This is a genomic window from Corallococcus sp. bb12-1 (genome assembly GCF_026626765.1).
Taxonomy (GTDB): domain Bacteria; phylum Myxococcota; class Myxococcia; order Myxococcales; family Myxococcaceae; genus Corallococcus; species Corallococcus terminator.
Genome location: NZ_JAPNJZ010000005.1, coordinates 78500 through 96319, shown reverse-complemented (window position 1 = coordinate 96319; position 17820 = coordinate 78500). Strand labels below are relative to the sequence as shown.

Below are 17820 nucleotides of genomic sequence, written 5' to 3'. Positions count from 1 at the left end.
CGCGACTCCTGGCAGGGACAGGCTGACGGCGGCGAACCCCAACTATGCGCCGCCGCCCGCTTCTTCCGCACGGATTTCGCCACTGCCCAGCAGCGCGCGCCGGGTGAGCACCGGGCCCACCAGCTCGTGCGCGGTGATCATCGCGATGATGAGCACCTCCACCTGCGGCCCGAACGTGGGGAAGGTGCGCGACACCAGGGCCGCCAGCCCGAACGTCACCCCCGCCTGGGAGATGAGCCCCATCCACAGGTAGCGCTTGAGGCGCGGATCCCCTGCGGGAGCGAACTTCCTGCACGCGGCCCAGATGGCCAGGCCCCTGAGGGCCACGAGCAGCAGCGCCGCCGGCCCCACCGTCACCAGCGCGTCCAACTTCAAGCCCGCCCCCGCCGCGGCGAAGAAGAGCGCGAACACCGGCAGGCCCGCCTGCTGGATGGCATGGTGGATGCGCCGCCCCTCGCGCTCGTCCAGGTTCGCGATAAGCGCGCCCGCCGCCAGCGACACCAAGAGCGGCGACAGGTGCAGCCGCGCCCCGCCCTCCGCCGCCGCGAACGACAGGCCGACGAGGAACAGGGGCAGCTCGCGGTTGACGCCTCGCATGTACAGCAGCATGGCCACCGCCAGCAGACAGCCCACCGCCACCGAGCCGAACAGCTCCCACCCCACTCCGCCCACCAGCGCCGCCACGTCCAGCCCGTCGCCGAACGTGGCCCGGGTGATGCCCGCCGCCAGGCCGAAGGCCACCATCACGAACAGGTCCCCGATGATGACCAGCGCCATCAGGAACTCCGTGAACGAGCCCTTGGCGGCCGTCTCCTGCACGATGGCGATGGTGACCGTGGGAGAGAACGACACGACCACCGTGGACAAGAGCGCGCTCACCGCCAGCGCCTGCGGCAGCGTCATGGGCGCGAGGAACGGCAGGAAGGGCTTGAGCGCGAACGTCGCCCCGAAGCACACGAGGAACGTGACCCCGCACACCGCCGCGCAGAGCACGGCCACGCGCGCGCCCACGCGCCGCAGGAGGCCCAGGTGCAGCTCCGTGCCCGCCACCAGCGCGATGAGGCTCACCGCCAGCCCCTTCACCAACTCCAGCCCCTTCACGCCCGCGCCCGGGATGAAGCCCAGCGCGTAGGGCCCCACCGCCACGCCCACCAGCAGGTAGCCGGTGAGCCGGGGCAGGCCCAGGCCCTTGGCCACCTTGCCCGCGAACAGGCCACAGAGCAGCAGCGCGCCCGCCGCCAGCAACACCGGCGTGCCCGCGTCCGCGCGCATCACCTGCGCCTGGGTGATGGCCGCGAGCAGCGCCATCAGCAGCAGCAGCCGGAAGACGGACCCCTTCACGCCACCACCCCCGCGCCAGCTCCCGGCGCCACGGGCGGATCCCCGGGCGGTGCATCCCCTGGAGTCGCGGACGGAGGCCCGGCCTCGCGCGGCGGATCCTCCGCGGCCAGCACGTGCCGGAAGGCCCCGTGCGCGAGCATCTCGTTGATGACCGCGCCCACCGCCACCACGTCCAGCACCCGCTGCGACAGCGAGCCCGGAACCAGCAGCACGTACTCCGCGACGATGCACAGCGCCAGGCCGCCCTGGGCGATGAGCGCGTAGCCGAACTGCGGAGGCAGATCGAGCACGCCCTGCGTGAGCCGCTGCGCGAAGCGTCCTCCCAGCACCTTGCCCACGAAGCGCAGGCCCACGAACGCGGGCAGGAGCGCCCAGGCCGCCAGGTCGCGCGCGTGCAGGTGACAGCCCACGATGAACACCAGCACCAGGTACGTGGGCCGCTCCACCCGCGACAGCGCCCGCGCCACCCGCTCCGCCGTGCGTCCACCCATCAGCGCCAGCGTCGCGCCGCACGCCACGCCGGCCAGGAGCGCCGACAGCCGCAGGTACGCCGCCGCGCCGCCCACCAGCGCCACCATGCCCAGCGTCACCGTGGTCTGCTCCGCCGGATCCTTCAGCGAATGGGTGAGGAACGCCAGGAGCGCGCCGCACGCCACGCCCAGCAGCAGCGCCAGCCCCAGCAGGCCCAGCCCTTCGGCCGCGTTGCCGGTGGCGCCCAGCACGAGCCCCAACGCGAGCACGCCCAGCCCCACCGCGTCGTCCATCATCGTGAGCAGCGCGACGCCCAGCCCGCGCGAACGCTCCAGCCGTCCGTTGCGGTAGCCCAGGACCGCGAAGTGTCCCGAGGACAGGCTCGCCGCCGCGCCCAGCAGCGCCGCCGCGCCCACCGCCACCAGGGGGCGCAGGCCCATGGACAGCAGCAGCGGCACCGACAGCGGCAGCGCCACGAACAGGAACGCCGTGCCCGCGTGCGCCAGCGCCGCCGCGTAGACGGGCCGGGGCAACAGGCGCAAGAGCCGGGGCTCCAGGTTGAGTCCCAGGAGCACGCCGGCCGTCCCCAACCCCAGCGCCACCAGGGGCCGGAGCGAGTCCAGGTTGCCCGGCGTGAGCACGCCCAGCACGGACGGCCCCAGCAGGGCTCCGAAGATGAGGAACAAGAGGCCGCTCGCCGCAAGCTGCGCCAGCGCCGGGAAGCGGGCTGGATCCAACAGCGAACGGCTCGACGCGAGCAGCGACAACGCCGCGACGATGAGGAAGACGAGCAGCGCTTGCACCAGGGGTGCTTACACCCACGCGCCCCCGCGCGTCATCAACGCCGGTGGGTGGGGGCCGCCAGCACGGGCAAGGCCACCAGGCGACCCATGGGCGGATCGTCCGCGTCCATTTCCAACTGCACGCGCTGGATCAGCCGCTCCATCTCCTCCGCGGGGATGGGGGGCAGCACGCTCACCAGCACGATGCGGTCCTCGTCCGCGCCCAGCGCGAGGCTGCGCAGGCCGGCGAACACCGGCACCTCCGCGGACAGGGCGGCAGCCGCGCTGCGCGCCCGGATGACCAGCGGCTCCGGGATGCCAAACTCCCGGAGCCGACCGATCGCCCGCTCGGTCGTCTCCACCTGCTCGAGGAACGTGATGACCAGGTACACGCGACCCTCATACCGGAAGAGCGCGCGTCCTGTCCCCCGTTACTCGTTGCCGGGCGTGGTCGGCTCCGGCGGCGGGGTGGCGACGACGGGGGCGGCACCCTCCTGCTGGGGTGCGGCTCCGCCCGCGGCGGCGGCCTCCTGCGCCATCTTGGCCGCCAGCGCCGCGCGCTTGCCCTCCTCGATCAGCTTCTTCACCTTCTGACCGCCCTTGCGGCCAATCTCCTCGTAGAAGTTCGGTCCCCGGGTGGCCTTGACGCGGTCGCCACCCTTCTTGCCGATCTCCTCGTAGAACTTGGCACCGCGCTCGGCCTTGACGGTCTCTCCGCCCTTGCGACCGATCTCCTCGTAGAAGGAGCGACCGCGCTCGGCCTTCACCGTGGCGCCGCCCTTGCGGCCGATGGTCTCGTAGAACTCGCGACCGCGCTCGTTGCGGACAGTCTCGCCGCCCTTACGCCCCGCCTCGGCCACCGTCATGCTGCCCTTGTTGTCCTTGTCCGACATGTCCGTATCTCCTCTCGGTGACTACCAACCCCGTCCGCGCCTCGGTGTCCCTTGCCTGAAACCTTGGGACGGAAGCGCCCCGATGCAAGCAAGCTCCGTACACCGCCAGCCGTTCTGTCCTGACATTGCATGCATAATCCCCAAGGATTCCGCGCGCTTGTCGAGGACGCTGAGCATCCGGACTGGACGGGTGATTGCCCGGCAGGACGCTCTCAATGTTCACAACAATTCGGATCACGTTGCCGATTCCCTGCTCGGTTCCCACCTTGTGCGCAACGCCTGACACATCGGTCCGGCGCTCTTGGTGGAGGTCGCGGTGGCGAGTGGCAGGAGTGCGGTGTCGACGTGGCTGCGGATCCTCGCACCCATGGTCGTGTCCATCGGCGGTCTGGTGATGCTCCGGCTCCTGGGGCCGGACTTCATCGATCAGCGCACCATCCGCGAGCTGCTGTTGCCCCTGGGCGACTATGCGCCCGTGGCGTACGTGGGCTTCCTGGCGATCCGGCCCCTGACGCTGCTGCCCGGACAGGTCCTCACCGCGGTGGGTGGGATGATGTTCGGAACGCTCGCAGCGACCCTCTATTCACTAACGGGCAGCTTCCTGTCCGCCACCCTGCTCTACTTCCTCGCCCGGAAACTGGGGACCCGGCCGATGCAGCGTCTGGCCGGCAGCAAGTACCCGGCGATCGCCCGGGCGGCGAAGCGCCACGACTTCCAGTTCACGTTCCTCGCGTGCATCAACCCGCTGTGCCCCACGGACATCATGCTGGCGGCGGGCGCGGCGAGCGGCGCGCGCTTCTGGCCCTCCGTGGCGGGCGTGGTGCTGGGCACCATCCCCGGCACCTTCCTCACCGCGCAGTTCGGCAGTGGCCTGGCGCAGGGGCGTACGGTGATGACCGCCGTGGCCGCGGTCGGCATGGTCGTGTCGCTGGTGCTGGGCGTCGTCTTCGGCCGCCGGTTCTACAAGGAGGTCAACGAAGCCGCCGTGGAGGCTCCCATTCCAGAGGCGGAGGTCGGCGACGCGGCGGCCGCCCCGAGGCTTGCCGCCTCCAAGGTCCCGCTCACCACGCCGTGAGCCGCAGCTCCTCCGTGAGCAATTGGAGCAGCGCGCGGACGCGGGGCACGGACTGACGTCCCGGCAGGCACAGCGCGTGGACCGGCGGGCCTTGGGCCGCGTGATCCGCGAGCACCTCCACCAGGGTGCCCTCCCGCATCCGCGCATCGCTCATGAAGTCCAACACCTGGCAGAGCCCGGCCCCGGCGGCGGCCAGCTCCAGCAGCGCGGGGCCGTGATCCACGTCGATGGCGGCCTTCGTGCGCAGGGTGACCTCCGCGCCGCCCGGCGCCTCCAGGAAGCGCCACTCGCGCGTGAGCCCTCGCGGATCCACGAACTTCAGACACGCATGGCGCTCCAGGTCCGCAGGGCGCTCAGGGGTGCCGTGCCGCGCCAGATAGGTCGGTGACGCGAGCGTCATCCAGCGCGTGCTCGACAACCGCCGCGCCACGAGGCTGGAGTCCTCCAGGTCCCCCAGTCGGATGGCCACGTCGACCTGTTCCTCCACCAGTCGGCTCAGCCGGTCGCTCATGCGCACGTGCAACGTGAGCTGGGGATGACGGGCCTGGAGCCTCGCCAGTCGCGGCAGCAGCACCGGCCCCAGGATGAACGGCAGCGACACCGTCAGCGGCCCCTGGGGCGCCAGGTGGGCCTGGGCCACCGTCTCCCGCGCCGCGCGCAACTGGGCCACGGCTTCCTTCGCGCGCTCCAGGAACACCGCGCCCTCGGACGTGAGGGCCACGTGCCGGGAGGTGCGCTCCAACAGCCGCGCGCCCAGCTCCGCCTCCAGCCGCCGCACCGCCTTGCTCACCGCCGCCACGGTGACGCCCAGCCGCTCCGCCGCCTTGCGGAAGCTCCGCTCCTCCGCGACGTGGAGGAACGGCAACACCCCGGTGAACAGGTCCATGGGCGGCATCGTCAACCTGGAGTTGATGATGATTCAACCTCCATGTGCTTACCCCGCGTCCGGGTTGACGATTAACGTTCTGGCCACACGGAGGAAGTCGACATGCGGATCGCGATCCTGGGCACGGGCATGGTGGGTGAAGCGCTGGGCAGCAAGCTGGTGGCACTGGGCCACGAGGTGCGGATGGGCTCGCGCACCGCGGACAACCCGAAGGCCGCCGCGTGGGTGGCGAAGGCCGGGGGCAAGGCGTCGCAGGGGACGTTCGCGGATGCGGCCGCGTTCTCGGAGCTGCTCTTCAACTGCACGCTGGGCAATGCCTCGCTGGACGTGCTGAAGGCCGCGGGCGAGGAGGCCCTGCGCGGCAAGGTGCTGGTGGACGTCTCCAATCCGCTCGACTTCACGAAGGGCATGCCGCCCGTGCTGTCCACCGCCCCCACCGATTCGCTGGGCGAACAGCTTCAGCGCGCCTTCCCCTCCCTCAAGGTGGTCAAGGCGCTCAACACCATGAACTGCCACGTGATGGTGGAGCCCTCGCGCGTGCCCGGAGACCACGACGTCTTCATGTCCGGCAACGACGCGGACGCCAAGGCCCGCGTGAAGCAGCTCCTCACGGAGGGCTTCGGCTGGAAGCACGTCATCGACCTGGGAGACATCACCACCGCCCGGGGCACCGAGGCCCTCCTGCCGCTCTGGCTCCGGTTGTGGGGCACCCTGGGCACCGGCGACTTCAACATCCACGTCACCCGGCGCACCCATTCCTGACACAGCGCATTATTGGCCTGACATGGAATCCAGGGGGCCGGGCCAACGCCACGCAACTTCCTGAGGCAGGCGCGGATAACCTACCTGAGCCCACGTCCCCCCCGGTGGCTGGAGGTTTTCATGAGCACGATCGACCGCACCCGTCCTCTCGCCGTGCCCCCCGCCACCCGGAAGCCCGCGGAGCCGCTGACGGCGACGAAGCCCGCGCCCCACCAGCCCGCCTTCCAGAAGTCCTCGTTTGAATCGTCCCCGTCCCGGCAGAACACCGTGGCCCCGCAGTCCGCCGCGAAGCTGTCGGGCGCCGCGCCCGCGGGCCCCCAGGGCCTGCTGGGTGGGGTCATCGACGCGGTGGTGGGTGGCATCAAGGACATCCCCCGCTTCGTCGAGATGGGCCTGGGCGTCTTCGAGGCCACCACGGTTCGGGAAGTCACCAGCCTCTTCGGTGGCCCCAAGCCGGACCGCGCGCAGGACGGCATGTTCGTGGGCGCGGGTGGCAAGACGCTGCCCGCCAGCACGAACCTGGGTGACGTGCCCGGCGTGACGCCGAAGAACAACCCGAACCCGGACAAGACGATCCTCTACGTCAACGGCATCATGACGACGACGCCGGGTCAGGTGAACGAGATGCAGGCGCTGGCGGACTCGTCCGGCGCGAAGGTCGTGGGCATCCACAATGCGACCGAAGGCCTGGTGAAGGACCTGGGCCAGTGCGTGACGGACAAGCTGGACAAGGGCAAGAACCCCGCCGTGGACACGCTGGCGGACACGCTCTACTCGGAGCTGAAGGCCGGCCGCGACGTGCACCTGGTGGGCTACAGCCAGGGCGGGCTCATCACCGCGCGCGCGCTCAACGACGTGGCGAAGCGGCTGCGCATTGAAGACGGGCTGTCCCCCGCGCAGGTCGAGGCGAAGATGGGCCACCTGAGCGTGGAGACCTTCGGCGCCGCGTCCACGACGTATCCGGACGGCCCCAAGTACGTGCACTACGTCAACAACGCGGACCCCGTGCCCACGCTCACCGGCCTGGGCGGCTCCGTGGATCCGCTGGCGTTCCTCAAGGACGCGGGCAAGGGCGCGGTGGTGCACCGCTTCACCGACGGCAACGCGAACCCCATCAGCAACCACATGCTGGACACGCTGTACCTCAAGCACCGCGTGGGCTTCGAGCAGGCGCGCCAGGGTCAGTTCTGAAGCACTGAGGCGCGGCGTGCGCTTCTTCCGGGACGCGAAGCTGGCGGGCCCCGGTAGGATGCCGCGCCATGACGCCCTTCCCTGTCCCCATCGCCCTCACCATCGCCGGCTCGGACAGCGGCGGTGGCGCGGGGATCCAGGCGGACCTGCGCACCTTCTCCTTCCACCGGGTCCACGGCACCAGCGCGCTCACCGCCATCACCGCGCAGAACACGCGCGGGGTGACCCGCGTGGACCTGCTGCCCCCCGAGTCCGTCACCGCGCAGGTGTCCGCAGTGGCGTCGGACATGCGCGTGGACGCGGTCAAGGTGGGCATGCTGGCCCAGCGGGGCATCATCGACGCCGTGGCGGATCAACTGGGCAGCCTTCCGGTGGGGCCCGTCGTGGTGGACCCGGTGATGGTGTCGCGCGCGGGCTCGCAGCTCATCGACGACGCGGCCGTCGCGGCGCTGCGCTCGCGGATGCTGCCCCTGTCCGCGATCCTCACGCCCAACCGCCATGAGGCGCGGCTGCTCGCGGGGATGGACATCGAAACGCTGGAGGACATGCGCGAAGCGGCCCGGCGCATCCACGCCCTGGGCCCCCGGGCCGTGCTGGTGAAGGGCGGCGGCATGCAGGGCGCGCTGCGAGGCACCGACGTGTGGTTCGACGGAGCGCACCTGGAGACGCTCGCCGTCGAGCCCGTGGAGACGCCGAACACGCACGGCACCGGGTGCACGTTGTCCGCGGCGATCGCCGCGCGGCTCGCGCTGGGCAGTGCGCCGCTGGAGGCCGTGCGGCTCGCCAAGGAGTACGTCACGGCCGCGCTGCGCTACCCGCTCGCCGTGGGCCATGGGAACGGCCCCATCGGACACTTCTTCCCGCTGAATACGCAATGAAACATTGATACATTTTGTTTCACGCATTTAAATGCAATCAATTGCAATAAACACAGGCAGGCGGCACGCAAAAATCGACCATTGCTGATATGTGTTTGAATTTGACATGTCTTGGTGTTGGTGCCGACTCACTGGTAATCCGAGCATGTAGGTACTGCCAATGCCGTGCGCGTGTTTACATGGTTTTCCCTACATCTTGATGCTCGCTGGAAAGCGGCACCCTTCCCCACCTGATCACTGTTTCATGTAGGCAGGCGCGATCAGAACTCCAGGACTGCTCGACCGTTCAGTCCGAAGGAAGGCCGAAACTACCTCGATATTTGTTCAGTGTCGGTTCAGGTGCGCGAAAGCCCCGGGAAAAACCCAGGGAAGCGTCTTCCGGAAACCGGCTCAGTGCTTCGAAGCGTCGGACTCCACGTCGATGGCCGGCAGCCGCTGCGCGAGCAGTCCCAGCAGCTGCTGGGTCGACAGGCGCCCTGCGGCATCCTTGCCCTCCAACACGCCGGCCACGAGCGCGCGCTTGTGCTCATGGAGCGCCAGCATCTGCTCTTCAATCGTCCCGCGAGCCACCAGCCGGTACACCGTGACGGGCCGTTGCTGCCCGATGCGGTGGGCGCGGTCGGACGCCTGGTCCTCCACGGCCGGATTCCACCAGGGGTCCAGGTGGATGACGCTGGTGGCGGCCGTCAGGTTGAGACCGAAGCCTCCCGCCTTGAGGGAGATCAGGAACAGGGGTGCGTCGCCCTCCTGGAAGGCGCGCACGCGGTCGGCCCGGGAACCGGCGGGCGTCTGCCCGTCCAGGTACTCGTAGGCGATGCCCTGCGCATCCAGCACCTCGCGCACCAGCGCCAGGTGGGACGTGAACTGGCTGAACACGAGTGCACGGTGCCCCTCCTCGCGCAGCTCCTGGATGAGCTCCATGAAGCGCTCCAGCTTGGAGGACTCCAGCTTGGACGCCGCGTCATACAGCCGGGGGTGCGACGCGAGCAGCCGCAGCCGTGTCAGGGCCGCCAGCACCTCGATGCGCCGCTCCTGCTCCTTGAGCTTCGGCTTGCGCGTCTCCAGGTCCGACAGGGCCGCCAGCCGCGCGTCCTCGTAGAGCGTCCACTCCGGGGCGGACAGGACTACGGGCACGTGCACGTCCGTGCGCGGCGGAAGCTGGGCCTCCACCTGCGCCTTGGTGCGACGCAGGAGGAACGGCTGGAGCACCCGGGCCAGCGCGGGCGCGGCCGTGGGGTCCACCTGCCGCTCAATCGGCGCGGCGAAGCGGGCGCGGAACGCCTCCAGGCTGCCCAGCAGGCCCGGGAAGACGACGGCGAAGAGCGCCCAGAGCTCACCCAGGTTGTTCTCCAGGGGCGTGCCGGACAGCGCGAACTTGAAGTCACCCTGGAGCGCCCGGGCCGCGCGGAAGCGATGCGTGGCCGCGTTCTTCAGCGTCTGCGCCTCGTCGAAGACGATGGTGGCGAAGCGCTGCGCGGCCAGCCGCTCCACGTCGCGCGTGAGCAGGCCGTAGCTGAGCACCAGCACGTCGCGGGGGCCCATCCGCTCCAGCGTGCCGCCCCGGTCCTCCGTCTCGGAGAAGAGCGTCACCTTGAGCGACGGCGCGAAGCGCTTCGCCTCGTCCCGCCAGTTGAAGGCCACCGACGTGGGCGCCAGCACCAGCGCGGGCCCCTGCTTCGCGCGCTCCAGCAGCACCGCCAGCGCCTGCACCGTCTTGCCCAGGCCCATGTCGTCCGCGAGCACCCCGCCCGCGTTCCACGACGCCAGCCGCGTGAGCCAGCGGAAGCCTTCGTGCTGGTAGTCGCGCAGCTCCGTCTTGAGCGACGTCGGCACCTTGGGCTTCAGCTCCCTGGCCGCGAAGATGCGCTCCACCAGCGTCTTCCACGACGCATCGGCTTCGATCTCCGCGCCCGCGGAGCCCAGGCCCGCCAATGCCTCCGCCGCGGACGGGCCCACCTCCAGCCCGTGGCGGGACGCATAGGTGTGATCCGACAGCTTCTCCAGGTGCTCGCGCAGCGCCGCTTCGATCTCCACCCAGGTGTTCGCATCCACCTGGACGAAGCGCTCCTTGCGCCGGGCGGCGTCCAGCAGCCGCGCCAGCTCCACCCGTTCGCCCTCCACCGCCAGCCCGCCCAGCACGCCGAACCAGTCGCGCTTGCGCTGGAGCACGACCTTCAGGTCCTGCGCGCCCCGCTTCTCCACGAGCCGCATGGAGGCGCCCACCCACTCCAGCTCCGGCCGGGGTTCGAAGTCCGCGCACGCGGCCAGCACCGCCAGCCCGCCCTGCGCGCTGTGGAAGAGGAAGCAGAACGGCTGCTCCTGCGGCTCCGCCGAGTGCAATGGCAGTCGGGCCTGGAGCGCCGTGGCCGCCGCCAGCTCCTTCACGAAGTCGCGCACCGCATGGAAGGACGCGGTGCCGCGCCGCACGTGCACGTCACGGGGGCCCTCGCCGGGAAGGAACGCGGGCCCGTCCGGCAGCGCGCGCAGGCGCAATTCCAGACGCACCGCACCGCCGTACTGTCCTTCCAAACGAAGCACCGGAAGCTGCCCGGGTGCCACGGATTCGCCCATCACGCTGCGGGGCATGGCCACCGGCAGGCGCATGGAGAACTTCGAAAGCTGCTCCAACAGCGCGCCGTGACTCTCCGGGGGGAACGCGTTGCCGTGGCGCAGCAACACCGTGGTGAGCGCGCGCACCTCCGGGCTCACGTCCAGCACGGTGAGCAGGCGCTGTCCCTCATCCCAGAGGAACACCGCCTCCTCCGGCCGCGACTTGCGCACGCGCTCCAGCATCGCCGCAGGCAGTGCCGTGCCGTCCACGCCCGCGTTCACCACGACGGTGCCGCCCCGGTCCTCGGCGACGAGCCCCACCTTCTGGCGCTCGATGCGCACGAGCAGGTCCGGATCCAGCCCCTCCAGGTAGATGCGCGGATGGTCGATGAGCTCGAACAACAGCGCGCGAGACGCCGGAGCCTCGTTGTCCGCCATTAGCGCGGCGATGCGCGAATCCGACGCGGTGAGCTGCGAGCCGTACTCCTGCAACAGCTTGCGCCGGCCCAGCTTCGCGCCCAGCGTGCGCTGCCCCTTCTTCGTGCGCCGGTGCACGTAGGGCGCCACCTCCACGCCGTAGCCGTCGATGACGTCCACGCGCCAGGAGATCTCCACCCCGCCCGAACCGCCCGGGCTCTCCTCCACCGCCCGCTCCAGCGCGCGCAGCGTCCGCGCCCACGGGGGACGCACCAGCTCCTCCAGCGTCTCGCCGAAGGCCTCCGTCCAGCGCTGTCGCAACCAGAGGAGCGTGGTGTCCACCGCCGCCAGCTGGTGCACGCAGAACGTCGCGCCACACGAGCAGTCCACCGCGAGCGCCGTGGGACTGAACACCAACCGCGTGTCCGGAAGGATGAAGACGCTGGGGGCCGGGCCCACCGGCAGCTCGGAGATGCGCGTCTCCTTGAGGCGGAAGCCCGGCGGCTCCGGCTCCTCCACCAGCGCGTCCAGCGTCAGGGCCCGCGACGGACGCGGCGCCACGCTCGGCGGCACCAGGGCCCGCCACGCGATCAACATCCCGTGGACCCGGTGCGTGCGGGGCTCCGCGGGAGGCGCCAGGCGTTCAGGCAGCGAGGCGCGCGCTTCGGCCAAGCCCGCCCGCTCATCCTCCACGTAGCGCCAGGCGAGCCTGGGTAGCAGGTCCCGCATGCGCGGCGTGGGCAGCATCTCCGCCGTCCACCGGTCGAGCGAATCCGAGGCCAGCAGCTCCACCAGCCGGCGGCGGGAGATGACGGCGCGCACCTGCGGCAGGTACGCGGCCTCCACGCGCGGGGTGAGCAGCGCGAGGCTCAGACGGGAGAGGTGCTCCAGTCCTTCCGCCCGCAGCCACGCGCGCAGGTCCGCCTCCGTCTGGAACGGGGGCGCATTCGGGTCCTGCGAGGGACGGGGGACGGACGGGGGAGACTGCTCGGCCATGGTGACGACGCGAGCGTCAGTCTACCTTGGCCACGCGGCGACGGTCTCCGAGGAACTCTTCCACTCCGAGCACGATGTTCTTCGCCACTTCGTCCTGGTAGCGCTCGGACGCCAGGCGCTTCTCTTCCTCCACGTGCGACAGGAAGGACGTCTCCACCAGGATGGCCGGCATCTTCGCGCCCAGCAGCACGTAGAACAGCGCCTCCTTGTGGCCCAGGTCCTTGATGCCGTCGTACTTCGTGGACAGGCCCGTCACCATGCTGTGTTGCACGGACTTCGCCAGCCGCGACGACTCCTCGGTGTTCGCCTTCGTGGCCAGGTCCGCCAGGATGAACTGCAGGTCGCTGATGCCCTTCTCGGAGGAAGCGTTCTCCCGAGCGGCCAGGCGGATGGAGTAGCGGTCCGCGGACGTGTTGAGCGTGTACGTCTCGATGCCGCGCAGCTTGTGCGTCGCCGCCGAGTTGCAGTGCACCGAGATGAACAGGTCGCCGTGCGCCTCGTTCGCCAGCTTCGCGCGGTCCTCCAGGCGGATGAAGGTGTCGTCGTCGCGGGTGAGCACCACCTCCAGGCCCTTCTCACGCAGGCCGTCCGCGACCTTCTTGGAGATGGCCAGCGCCACCTCCTTCTCCAACGTCCCTTCCTTGCCCACCGCGCCCGAGTCGTGCCCGCCGTGGCCCGGATCGATGACCACGCGGCGCACCTTGAGACCCAACTGCTCCGCCAGCGTCAGCTCCGAGTTGCGGGACTGCTTCGCCACCGCCCGGAGCCGGGCCTGCGCCACCTGCGCGTCCACCGGCGCCGTCACCGGACGCGGAGCCTCCGGCATGGGCGACACCGTCACGGCGCGAGGTGGCTTCGACGAGACGACCTCCGGCTCGACATGCTTCGACTCCGGCCGGGACGCGGTCGCCACCTGGGCGCTGTCCGTCGAAGTCGACGGAGCCGGAAGCTTCGTGGCCACGGACGGGGACTCGGCGCGGACGTCGGGCTTCAGGGGCTGGAGCACGGTGCCGCGAAGGGAGGCCACGGCCTCGGGGGCCTTCACGTCGGAGGGCGCCTTCGCGGCGTCCTTCGCGTCCATGGCCTTGTCCGCGACGGTGGGCGCATCCGCGATGACCACCGCCGGCTCCTTCGCGGGGGCAACCGGATCCACGCGCGTCAGCACGGGCGACGGCTCGCGAGCCAGCTTCGTGATGGCGTCCACCAGGGCGGAGCGATCCTGCGCCGTGGCCTCGGCGACGGCGGTGCCCTGGGGGCCCTTCGTCGGGGGCAGCGGCTTCACGGTCGGCTTGACGGAAGGTGCCTTGTTGGACGCGGGCAGCGAGGCCAGCAGCGCCTTGAGCTCCTTGCCCTGGTCGCCCTTGGGGTTGGTGGCCAGCGACTCCGTGAGGACCTTGCGCGCGGCGTCCGGCTTGTCCAGGCGGTTGACGTGGATGCGCGCCAGCGCCAGCGCCGCGTCATCCGCGAGCCGGTGCTTGGGGTGCGCCTCCAGCAGCTTCGAGTAGTCGCTGATGGCGGACTGGAGGTCCCCCTCCACGAAGGAGATGCGGCTCAGCTCCTGGAGCAGGTCGCCCGCGGTGAAGAGGGCATCCGGGGCGCGGTCGCTCTTGGGGTAGTGGCTGGCAACGGCCTCGAAGCGGTGCACCACGTTGAGCCAGTGGTGGCGCAGCTTGCGGCGGGAGGCGTCGTCCTTGAGCGCGTAGTAGGCGCGGCGGGCCTGCTGGTACGCCTCCTCGGCCTCGTTGCGTTTGCTGGCTCCGACGGCGTTCGGCGCCATGAGCATCAGCACGGGCAGCACGAGGTGGGAGAAGCGTACGCGCATGAAGGCCTCCAGACGTTGCAGCTACAGGCGTGTGTCACACGGCGCCTGGAGCCCGGCAACTTTTCGGCCCTGTCCGCGCGTGCTTCAGCGCACCCAGCCCAACTGACGCGCCAGCTCTTCGTCGATGACCCGACACCACCCGGGCTCGCTCGGGACGACGGCCGCCAGCACCTTGCCGCCGTTGCGCACGGGGGCCCGCTGGGGGCGGCAGCGCGCGCGCACAGGCTGCTTCACGTCCTGGCGGAAGTAGTGCGCGGGGAACTCCGCCTCGCCCTTGCCCTCCGGCAGGGAGCCGTCATCCGGGGTGAGCCACACCAGGGCGCCCAGGCGCAGGGGCACCACCTCCTTGCGCCACAACCGCCGCACCTCCCAGCCGAAGCCGGCGGCGGCCACCAGGGCGCCCAGGGCGAGGCCCCAGGACAGCCACCCCATGCGGGACGCACGCGCACGCGCATGAGCGGCCTCGCGAGGTGCCCCCGGGTGCTCCGGATCCACCAGCAGCATCACCTGCGAGCCGTGTCCCATGCCCGCCGCGAAGTCCGCGCGGGTGCGAACACCCGACACGGAGTGCTCCACGTTCGCGTACGTGTAGAGCACATCCAGCGTGCCCTCCGCGTCCTCGCGATCCGACACCGGCGGTGCGTGGCTGCGAGCCACCAGCGCCGCCACCTCCTCCGCGCGGGCCGCGAAGCGCTGCTCCTCCACGAAGAAGCGCCCCGCCCACCCGATGCCCAGCCCCAGGAACGCCATCACCCCCAGGGCCACGAGCACCCCGTGCACCAGCCGAGACACCGCCCCGGGAACCTGGGCCAGACGGACACGGCGGGGCGCATGGGGAATGGCGAATTGCATGGGTGCGTGGAGCCTACCCGTTGATTGAAATGACCGACAGCGGGGATGGACGGCTCCCCATCCGTTGAACTCCCAGGGCCAGGCAAGGCACCGGACGCAAACCCTCACCGCGTCCGGAGCCCGCCCGTGAATCACGGCGTGTACGTCACTTCAAGGTGCGGACGCTTGGAGGCGTCCCCGCTCTCGCGGGAGTGGTAGTAGCTGATGTAGCCGGGGCTGGAGATGCGGAAGGAGATGCGCCGGTCGGTGGCGTCCGACGCCCCCTGCACCGCGGGGATCAACTCCGGACTGTCATTGACGCCCACCTGCTCGTACGGCTCGGAGGCGTTCCCAGGGAACCAGAGGAACCACGCGCCCAGGGGCGAGCCGGAGATGGACGGCTGGGTGTCGAAGGTCACACTGTATTCAGCCCAGGAGTTGTCGGGCACGAGGTACGCGTAGGTGTTGCCGTCGCCCCCGGGAGACGCTCCACGCCGCGCGGTGGCGGAGAACTTCACGGACTTGATGACCGCGCCCGAGGGAATGCTGCCCAGGTTGAAGCGCAGGAACGAGAATTCGGGCCAGCCGTAGTAGACGCCCAGCTCGTCCGTGCCGCCGAAGTTGGTGGTGCGCTGCCAGGAGCTCCCGCTGACCCAGGCGTCCGCCTCCGGTTCGAGCACCGTGACGACATCCGCGAGCTCGTACTGGATGACGAGCTTCGGACGCTGGCTGGCATTGGAATACTCACGCGAGCGGTAGCGCGTCTTGTATCCCGGCGAGTGCAGCCGGAAGCTCAACGACTTGTCGCCGTCCAGTTCGCCCTGCACGACGGGGATGAGCGCCGGGTTGGAGTTGACGCCCAGCTTGTCCTCGGGCGTGAGATTGTACCAGAGGAACCACTCGCCCGACGGGGTGCCCGAGGCCGCGGGCTTGTTGTTCCAGGTGATGCCCGTCTCCGACCACGAATCGTCGGCGACGAAGCTCGTGTAGACGTTGCCATCCCCACCGTAGGCGTAGCCATCGTAGGCCTGCGCGGTGAGGCTGACGGACGTGATGCGCGCGTTCGCGGGGAGGCTGCTCAGGTCGAACTTCAGGTACGCCTGGGCGTACTGGCGATTCACGATCCACGCCGTATTGAGCCCGAAGTTGCTGTCCGGCGCATCGGGTGTGACGTACGCGTCCGCCACGGGCGTGAGCGTCACGCTGCCGGTGTTGAGCGCCGAGGCGCGGGTCGAAAGAGGAGCGCTGCCTTCAGGCGAAGGCTGTTCCGCCGAGGGAGCCGGTCCGCACCCCACGACCGCCAGCGCCAGCAGTGTCGACACCGAAGGGGGATACCACCTGGATACAGCAAGATGTCTCAGAAGACTCATCAGATCTGCCTTTGCCTGAAAGAGCGTCGTTGCTCTTCCTCAACACCGACCGGCCCCTCGGCGCCCTTATTCAGGCGGGTCTGGAATCATGGGAGCCCTCCTCGGGACAGGGAGGGCCGGCTCGACCCCACCCCCGTTCTTCTCGAAGAAGGGGACGCGCCGCCATGACTGCTGGCTGACTCCCCATGCCCCCTGCTACTCCACGCACTTCCTGCCGCCCGCCTTCCCTGTCCGACCTCTTCGATACGCGGCCCCACCGTGGAGTCATGATGTCTCGGTTTCAGCGGTCGCTTTGGATTCTCGCCACACTCGCACTCACGCCTTCTGCCTGCGTCAAGGCGCCCCCATCGCACCAGGGTCCCCACTCCAGCGACGAGCTTCCCAGTTTCTACCAACCGCCCTCCCCCCTTCCCACGGAGCCGGCGGGCTACGTCATCGCGCATGAGAAGCTCACCGGCCCCGCGGCGCTGGAGTCCGCGGGCTCCAATGAGCGCGTGCTCTATCTGTCCAACAGCGGAAGCGTCGGGGAGGCGCCCGTCGCGGTGTCGGGCATCATCGCGCTGCCGGACGGCCCCGCGCCCACGGGGGGCTGGCCCATCGTCACCTGGGCCCACGGCACGCTGGGCATCGCGGACAAGTGCGCACCCTCGCGAGACGCCATCGGCGCGTCCGCCCACTACTTCAACCAGGCGCCGCACCGACTGCTCAACCAGTTCCTCAAGAAGGGCTGGGCCGTCGTGATGACGGACTACGAGGGGCTGGGGACGCCGGGCCGTCATCCCTATGTCCTGGGCAACTCCGAGGCGTACGGGACGCTCGACATCGTGCGCGCCGCGAAGAAGCTTCACGGGAACAAGCTGTCGACGAAGTTCGCCATCGTCGGGCACTCCCAGGGAGGACAGGCCGCGCTGTTCGCGGCGGCGCGGGCACCCACGCGTTTGACCCAGGAGGAAGGCCTGGAGCTGGTGGGCGTGATTGCCTACGCGCCCGCCTCCGCCATGCGGCTCTTGTTCCACGCGGGTGCCGGCCGGGAGGAGAAGAGCCCCGACTCCGCGTTCATGCCCCTGTTCCTGACCGGTGCCGTCGAGGGCAATCCCTCCAAGGTGAAGCTGACGGACTTCCTCTCCGAGGACGCCGTGAAACTCTACGAGCGGGTCGACACCGAGTGCCGCGTGGAGCTCAGTGAGGAGACGTCCTGGGGAGGCATTGTTCCAAAGGACTTCGTGATGAAGGAGTCACCCGTATTCACAGAGCTGAACGCGCAACTGGAAGCCATGGACCCCAGCACGCTTCAGATCACCGTGCCCGTGCGGCTCGTCCAGGGAGCGCAGGACGAGCGCGTCAACCCGGCCCAGACGGTGCTCGTGAAGTTGGGGCTCGCCCGACAGGGCGCGACGATCGACTACGTCGGATGCCCGGTGGCGGATCACTTCGGGGTGCTGGGCGATGACATCCCCGGCACCCTGGCCTGGTTGAAGCAACAGTTCACCGGCGATGCGCCAACAACCCCCGTGCTGAGCTCCTGCCAGCCCCTTCCGTAGCGCGGCGCCTCGAC

Annotated in this window: 14 protein-coding genes; 5 read left to right on the top strand and 9 right to left on the bottom strand. The window is 70.0% G+C overall.

All coding sequences use genetic code 11. From position 1 onward, the window contains the following. Positions 1-42 precede the first annotated feature (42 nt). From OV208_RS09720 to OV208_RS09705, 4 genes are read right to left on the bottom strand one after another with little or no spacing between them, the layout of a single operon-like run. Positions 43-1341 (bottom strand): cation:proton antiporter, encoded by a 1299-nt coding sequence (locus tag OV208_RS09720; RefSeq protein ID WP_267573555.1) that lies wholly within the window; start codon positions 1339-1341, stop codon positions 43-45. Then, entirely contained in the window at positions 1338-2615 is a 1278-nt protein-coding gene (locus tag OV208_RS09715; RefSeq protein WP_267573554.1) for a sodium:proton exchanger, read from the bottom strand. The genes OV208_RS09720 and OV208_RS09715 overlap by 4 nt, the downstream gene beginning before the upstream one ends. A gap of 35 nt (positions 2616-2650) precedes the next feature. Then, positions 2651-2986 (bottom strand): hypothetical protein, encoded by a 336-nt coding sequence (locus OV208_RS09710; protein WP_267573553.1) that lies wholly within the window; start codon positions 2984-2986, stop codon positions 2651-2653. 39 nt (positions 2987-3025) lie between these two features. Beyond that, positions 3026-3487 (bottom strand): general stress protein, encoded by a 462-nt coding sequence (locus OV208_RS09705; RefSeq protein ID WP_267573552.1) that lies wholly within the window; start codon positions 3485-3487, stop codon positions 3026-3028. 337 nt (positions 3488-3824) lie between these two features. On the opposite strand from OV208_RS09705, the gene OV208_RS09700 reads away from it, so the two are divergent. After that, the gene (locus tag OV208_RS09700) at positions 3825-4562 is read left to right on the top strand and encodes a TVP38/TMEM64 family protein (RefSeq protein WP_267573551.1); all 738 of its coding nucleotides are present in this window, start codon (positions 3825-3827) and stop codon (positions 4560-4562) included. On the opposite strand, the gene OV208_RS09695 is transcribed toward OV208_RS09700, so the two are convergent. Further along, the gene (locus OV208_RS09695) at positions 4549-5448 is read right to left on the bottom strand and encodes a LysR family transcriptional regulator (protein WP_267573550.1); all 900 of its coding nucleotides are present in this window, start codon (positions 5446-5448) and stop codon (positions 4549-4551) included. The two genes, OV208_RS09700 and OV208_RS09695, sit on opposite strands and share 14 nt — an antisense overlap. A 102-nt stretch (positions 5449-5550) precedes the next feature. Here OV208_RS09695 and OV208_RS09690 point away from each other — a divergent pair, with 102 nt between their 5' ends. The 3 genes from OV208_RS09690 to thiD all read left to right on the top strand — a co-directional run bounded on the left by OV208_RS09690 (position 5551) and on the right by thiD (position 8279). Next, positions 5551-6210: an NADPH-dependent F420 reductase gene (locus OV208_RS09690; protein WP_267573549.1), complete on the top strand. Its 660-nt coding sequence runs from the start codon at positions 5551-5553 to the stop codon at positions 6208-6210. Positions 6211-6330: 120 nt separating this feature from the next. Continuing rightward, a complete protein-coding gene (locus tag OV208_RS09685) occupies positions 6331-7401 on the top strand; it encodes a hypothetical protein (protein ID WP_267573548.1) in 1071 nt (356 codons plus the stop codon). Positions 7402-7469: 68 nt separating this feature from the next. Then, the gene (gene thiD / locus OV208_RS09680; protein ID WP_267573547.1) at positions 7470-8279 is read left to right on the top strand and encodes a bifunctional hydroxymethylpyrimidine kinase/phosphomethylpyrimidine kinase; all 810 of its coding nucleotides are present in this window, start codon (positions 7470-7472) and stop codon (positions 8277-8279) included. A gap of 390 nt (positions 8280-8669) precedes the next feature. Here thiD and OV208_RS09675 read toward each other — a convergent pair whose 3' ends face one another. The 4 genes from OV208_RS09675 to OV208_RS09660 form a co-directional block, all read right to left on the bottom strand. Then, positions 8670-12242, bottom strand: a complete 3573-nt coding sequence (locus OV208_RS09675) for a DEAD/DEAH box helicase (RefSeq protein WP_267573546.1) — start codon at positions 12240-12242, stop codon at positions 8670-8672. A gap of 16 nt (positions 12243-12258) precedes the next feature. Next, on the bottom strand, positions 12259-14064 hold the full coding sequence (locus OV208_RS09670) for an N-acetylmuramoyl-L-alanine amidase (RefSeq protein WP_267573545.1): 1806 nt from the start codon (positions 14062-14064) through the stop codon (positions 12259-12261). 84 nt (positions 14065-14148) lie between these two features. Next, positions 14149-14916 (bottom strand): DUF3592 domain-containing protein, encoded by a 768-nt coding sequence (locus tag OV208_RS09665; protein ID WP_267573544.1) that lies wholly within the window; start codon positions 14914-14916, stop codon positions 14149-14151. 131 nt (positions 14917-15047) lie between these two features. After that, positions 15048-16217 carry a DUF7594 domain-containing protein gene (locus OV208_RS09660; RefSeq protein ID WP_267573543.1) on the bottom strand — a complete coding sequence of 390 codons (1170 nt, stop codon included), beginning with the start codon at positions 16215-16217 and terminating at the stop codon, positions 15048-15050. Positions 16218-16531: 314 nt separating this feature from the next. Between OV208_RS09660 and OV208_RS09655 the strand changes: the two genes are divergently transcribed. Further along, positions 16532-17806, top strand: a complete 1275-nt coding sequence (locus OV208_RS09655; RefSeq protein WP_267573542.1) for an alpha/beta fold hydrolase — start codon at positions 16532-16534, stop codon at positions 17804-17806. Positions 17807-17820: the final 14 nt, after the last annotated feature.

Bases quoted from the DNA above. Each gene is read 5' to 3' on its own strand.
- OV208_RS09690 (WP_267573549.1), top strand. From the start codon at position 5,551: ATGCGGATCGCGATCCTGGGCACGGGCATGGTGGGTGAAGCGCTGGGC.
- OV208_RS09670 (WP_267573545.1), bottom strand. From the start codon at position 14,064: ATGCGCGTACGCTTCTCCCACCTCGTGCTGCCCGTGCTGATGCTCATG.
- OV208_RS09665 (WP_267573544.1), bottom strand. From the start codon at position 14,916: ATGCAATTCGCCATTCCCCATGCGCCCCGCCGTGTCCGTCTGGCCCAG.
- OV208_RS09675 (WP_267573546.1), bottom strand. From the start codon at position 12,242: ATGGCCGAGCAGTCTCCCCCGTCCGTCCCCCGTCCCTCGCAGGACCCG.
- OV208_RS09655 (WP_267573542.1), top strand. From the start codon at position 16,532: ATGATGTCTCGGTTTCAGCGGTCGCTTTGGATTCTCGCCACACTCGCA.
- OV208_RS09685 (WP_267573548.1), top strand. From the start codon at position 6,331: ATGAGCACGATCGACCGCACCCGTCCTCTCGCCGTGCCCCCCGCCACC.
- OV208_RS09705 (WP_267573552.1), bottom strand. From the start codon at position 3,487: ATGTCGGACAAGGACAACAAGGGCAGCATGACGGTGGCCGAGGCGGGG.
- OV208_RS09695 (WP_267573550.1), bottom strand. From the start codon at position 5,448: ATGGACCTGTTCACCGGGGTGTTGCCGTTCCTCCACGTCGCGGAGGAG.
- thiD (WP_267573547.1), top strand. From the start codon at position 7,470: ATGACGCCCTTCCCTGTCCCCATCGCCCTCACCATCGCCGGCTCGGAC.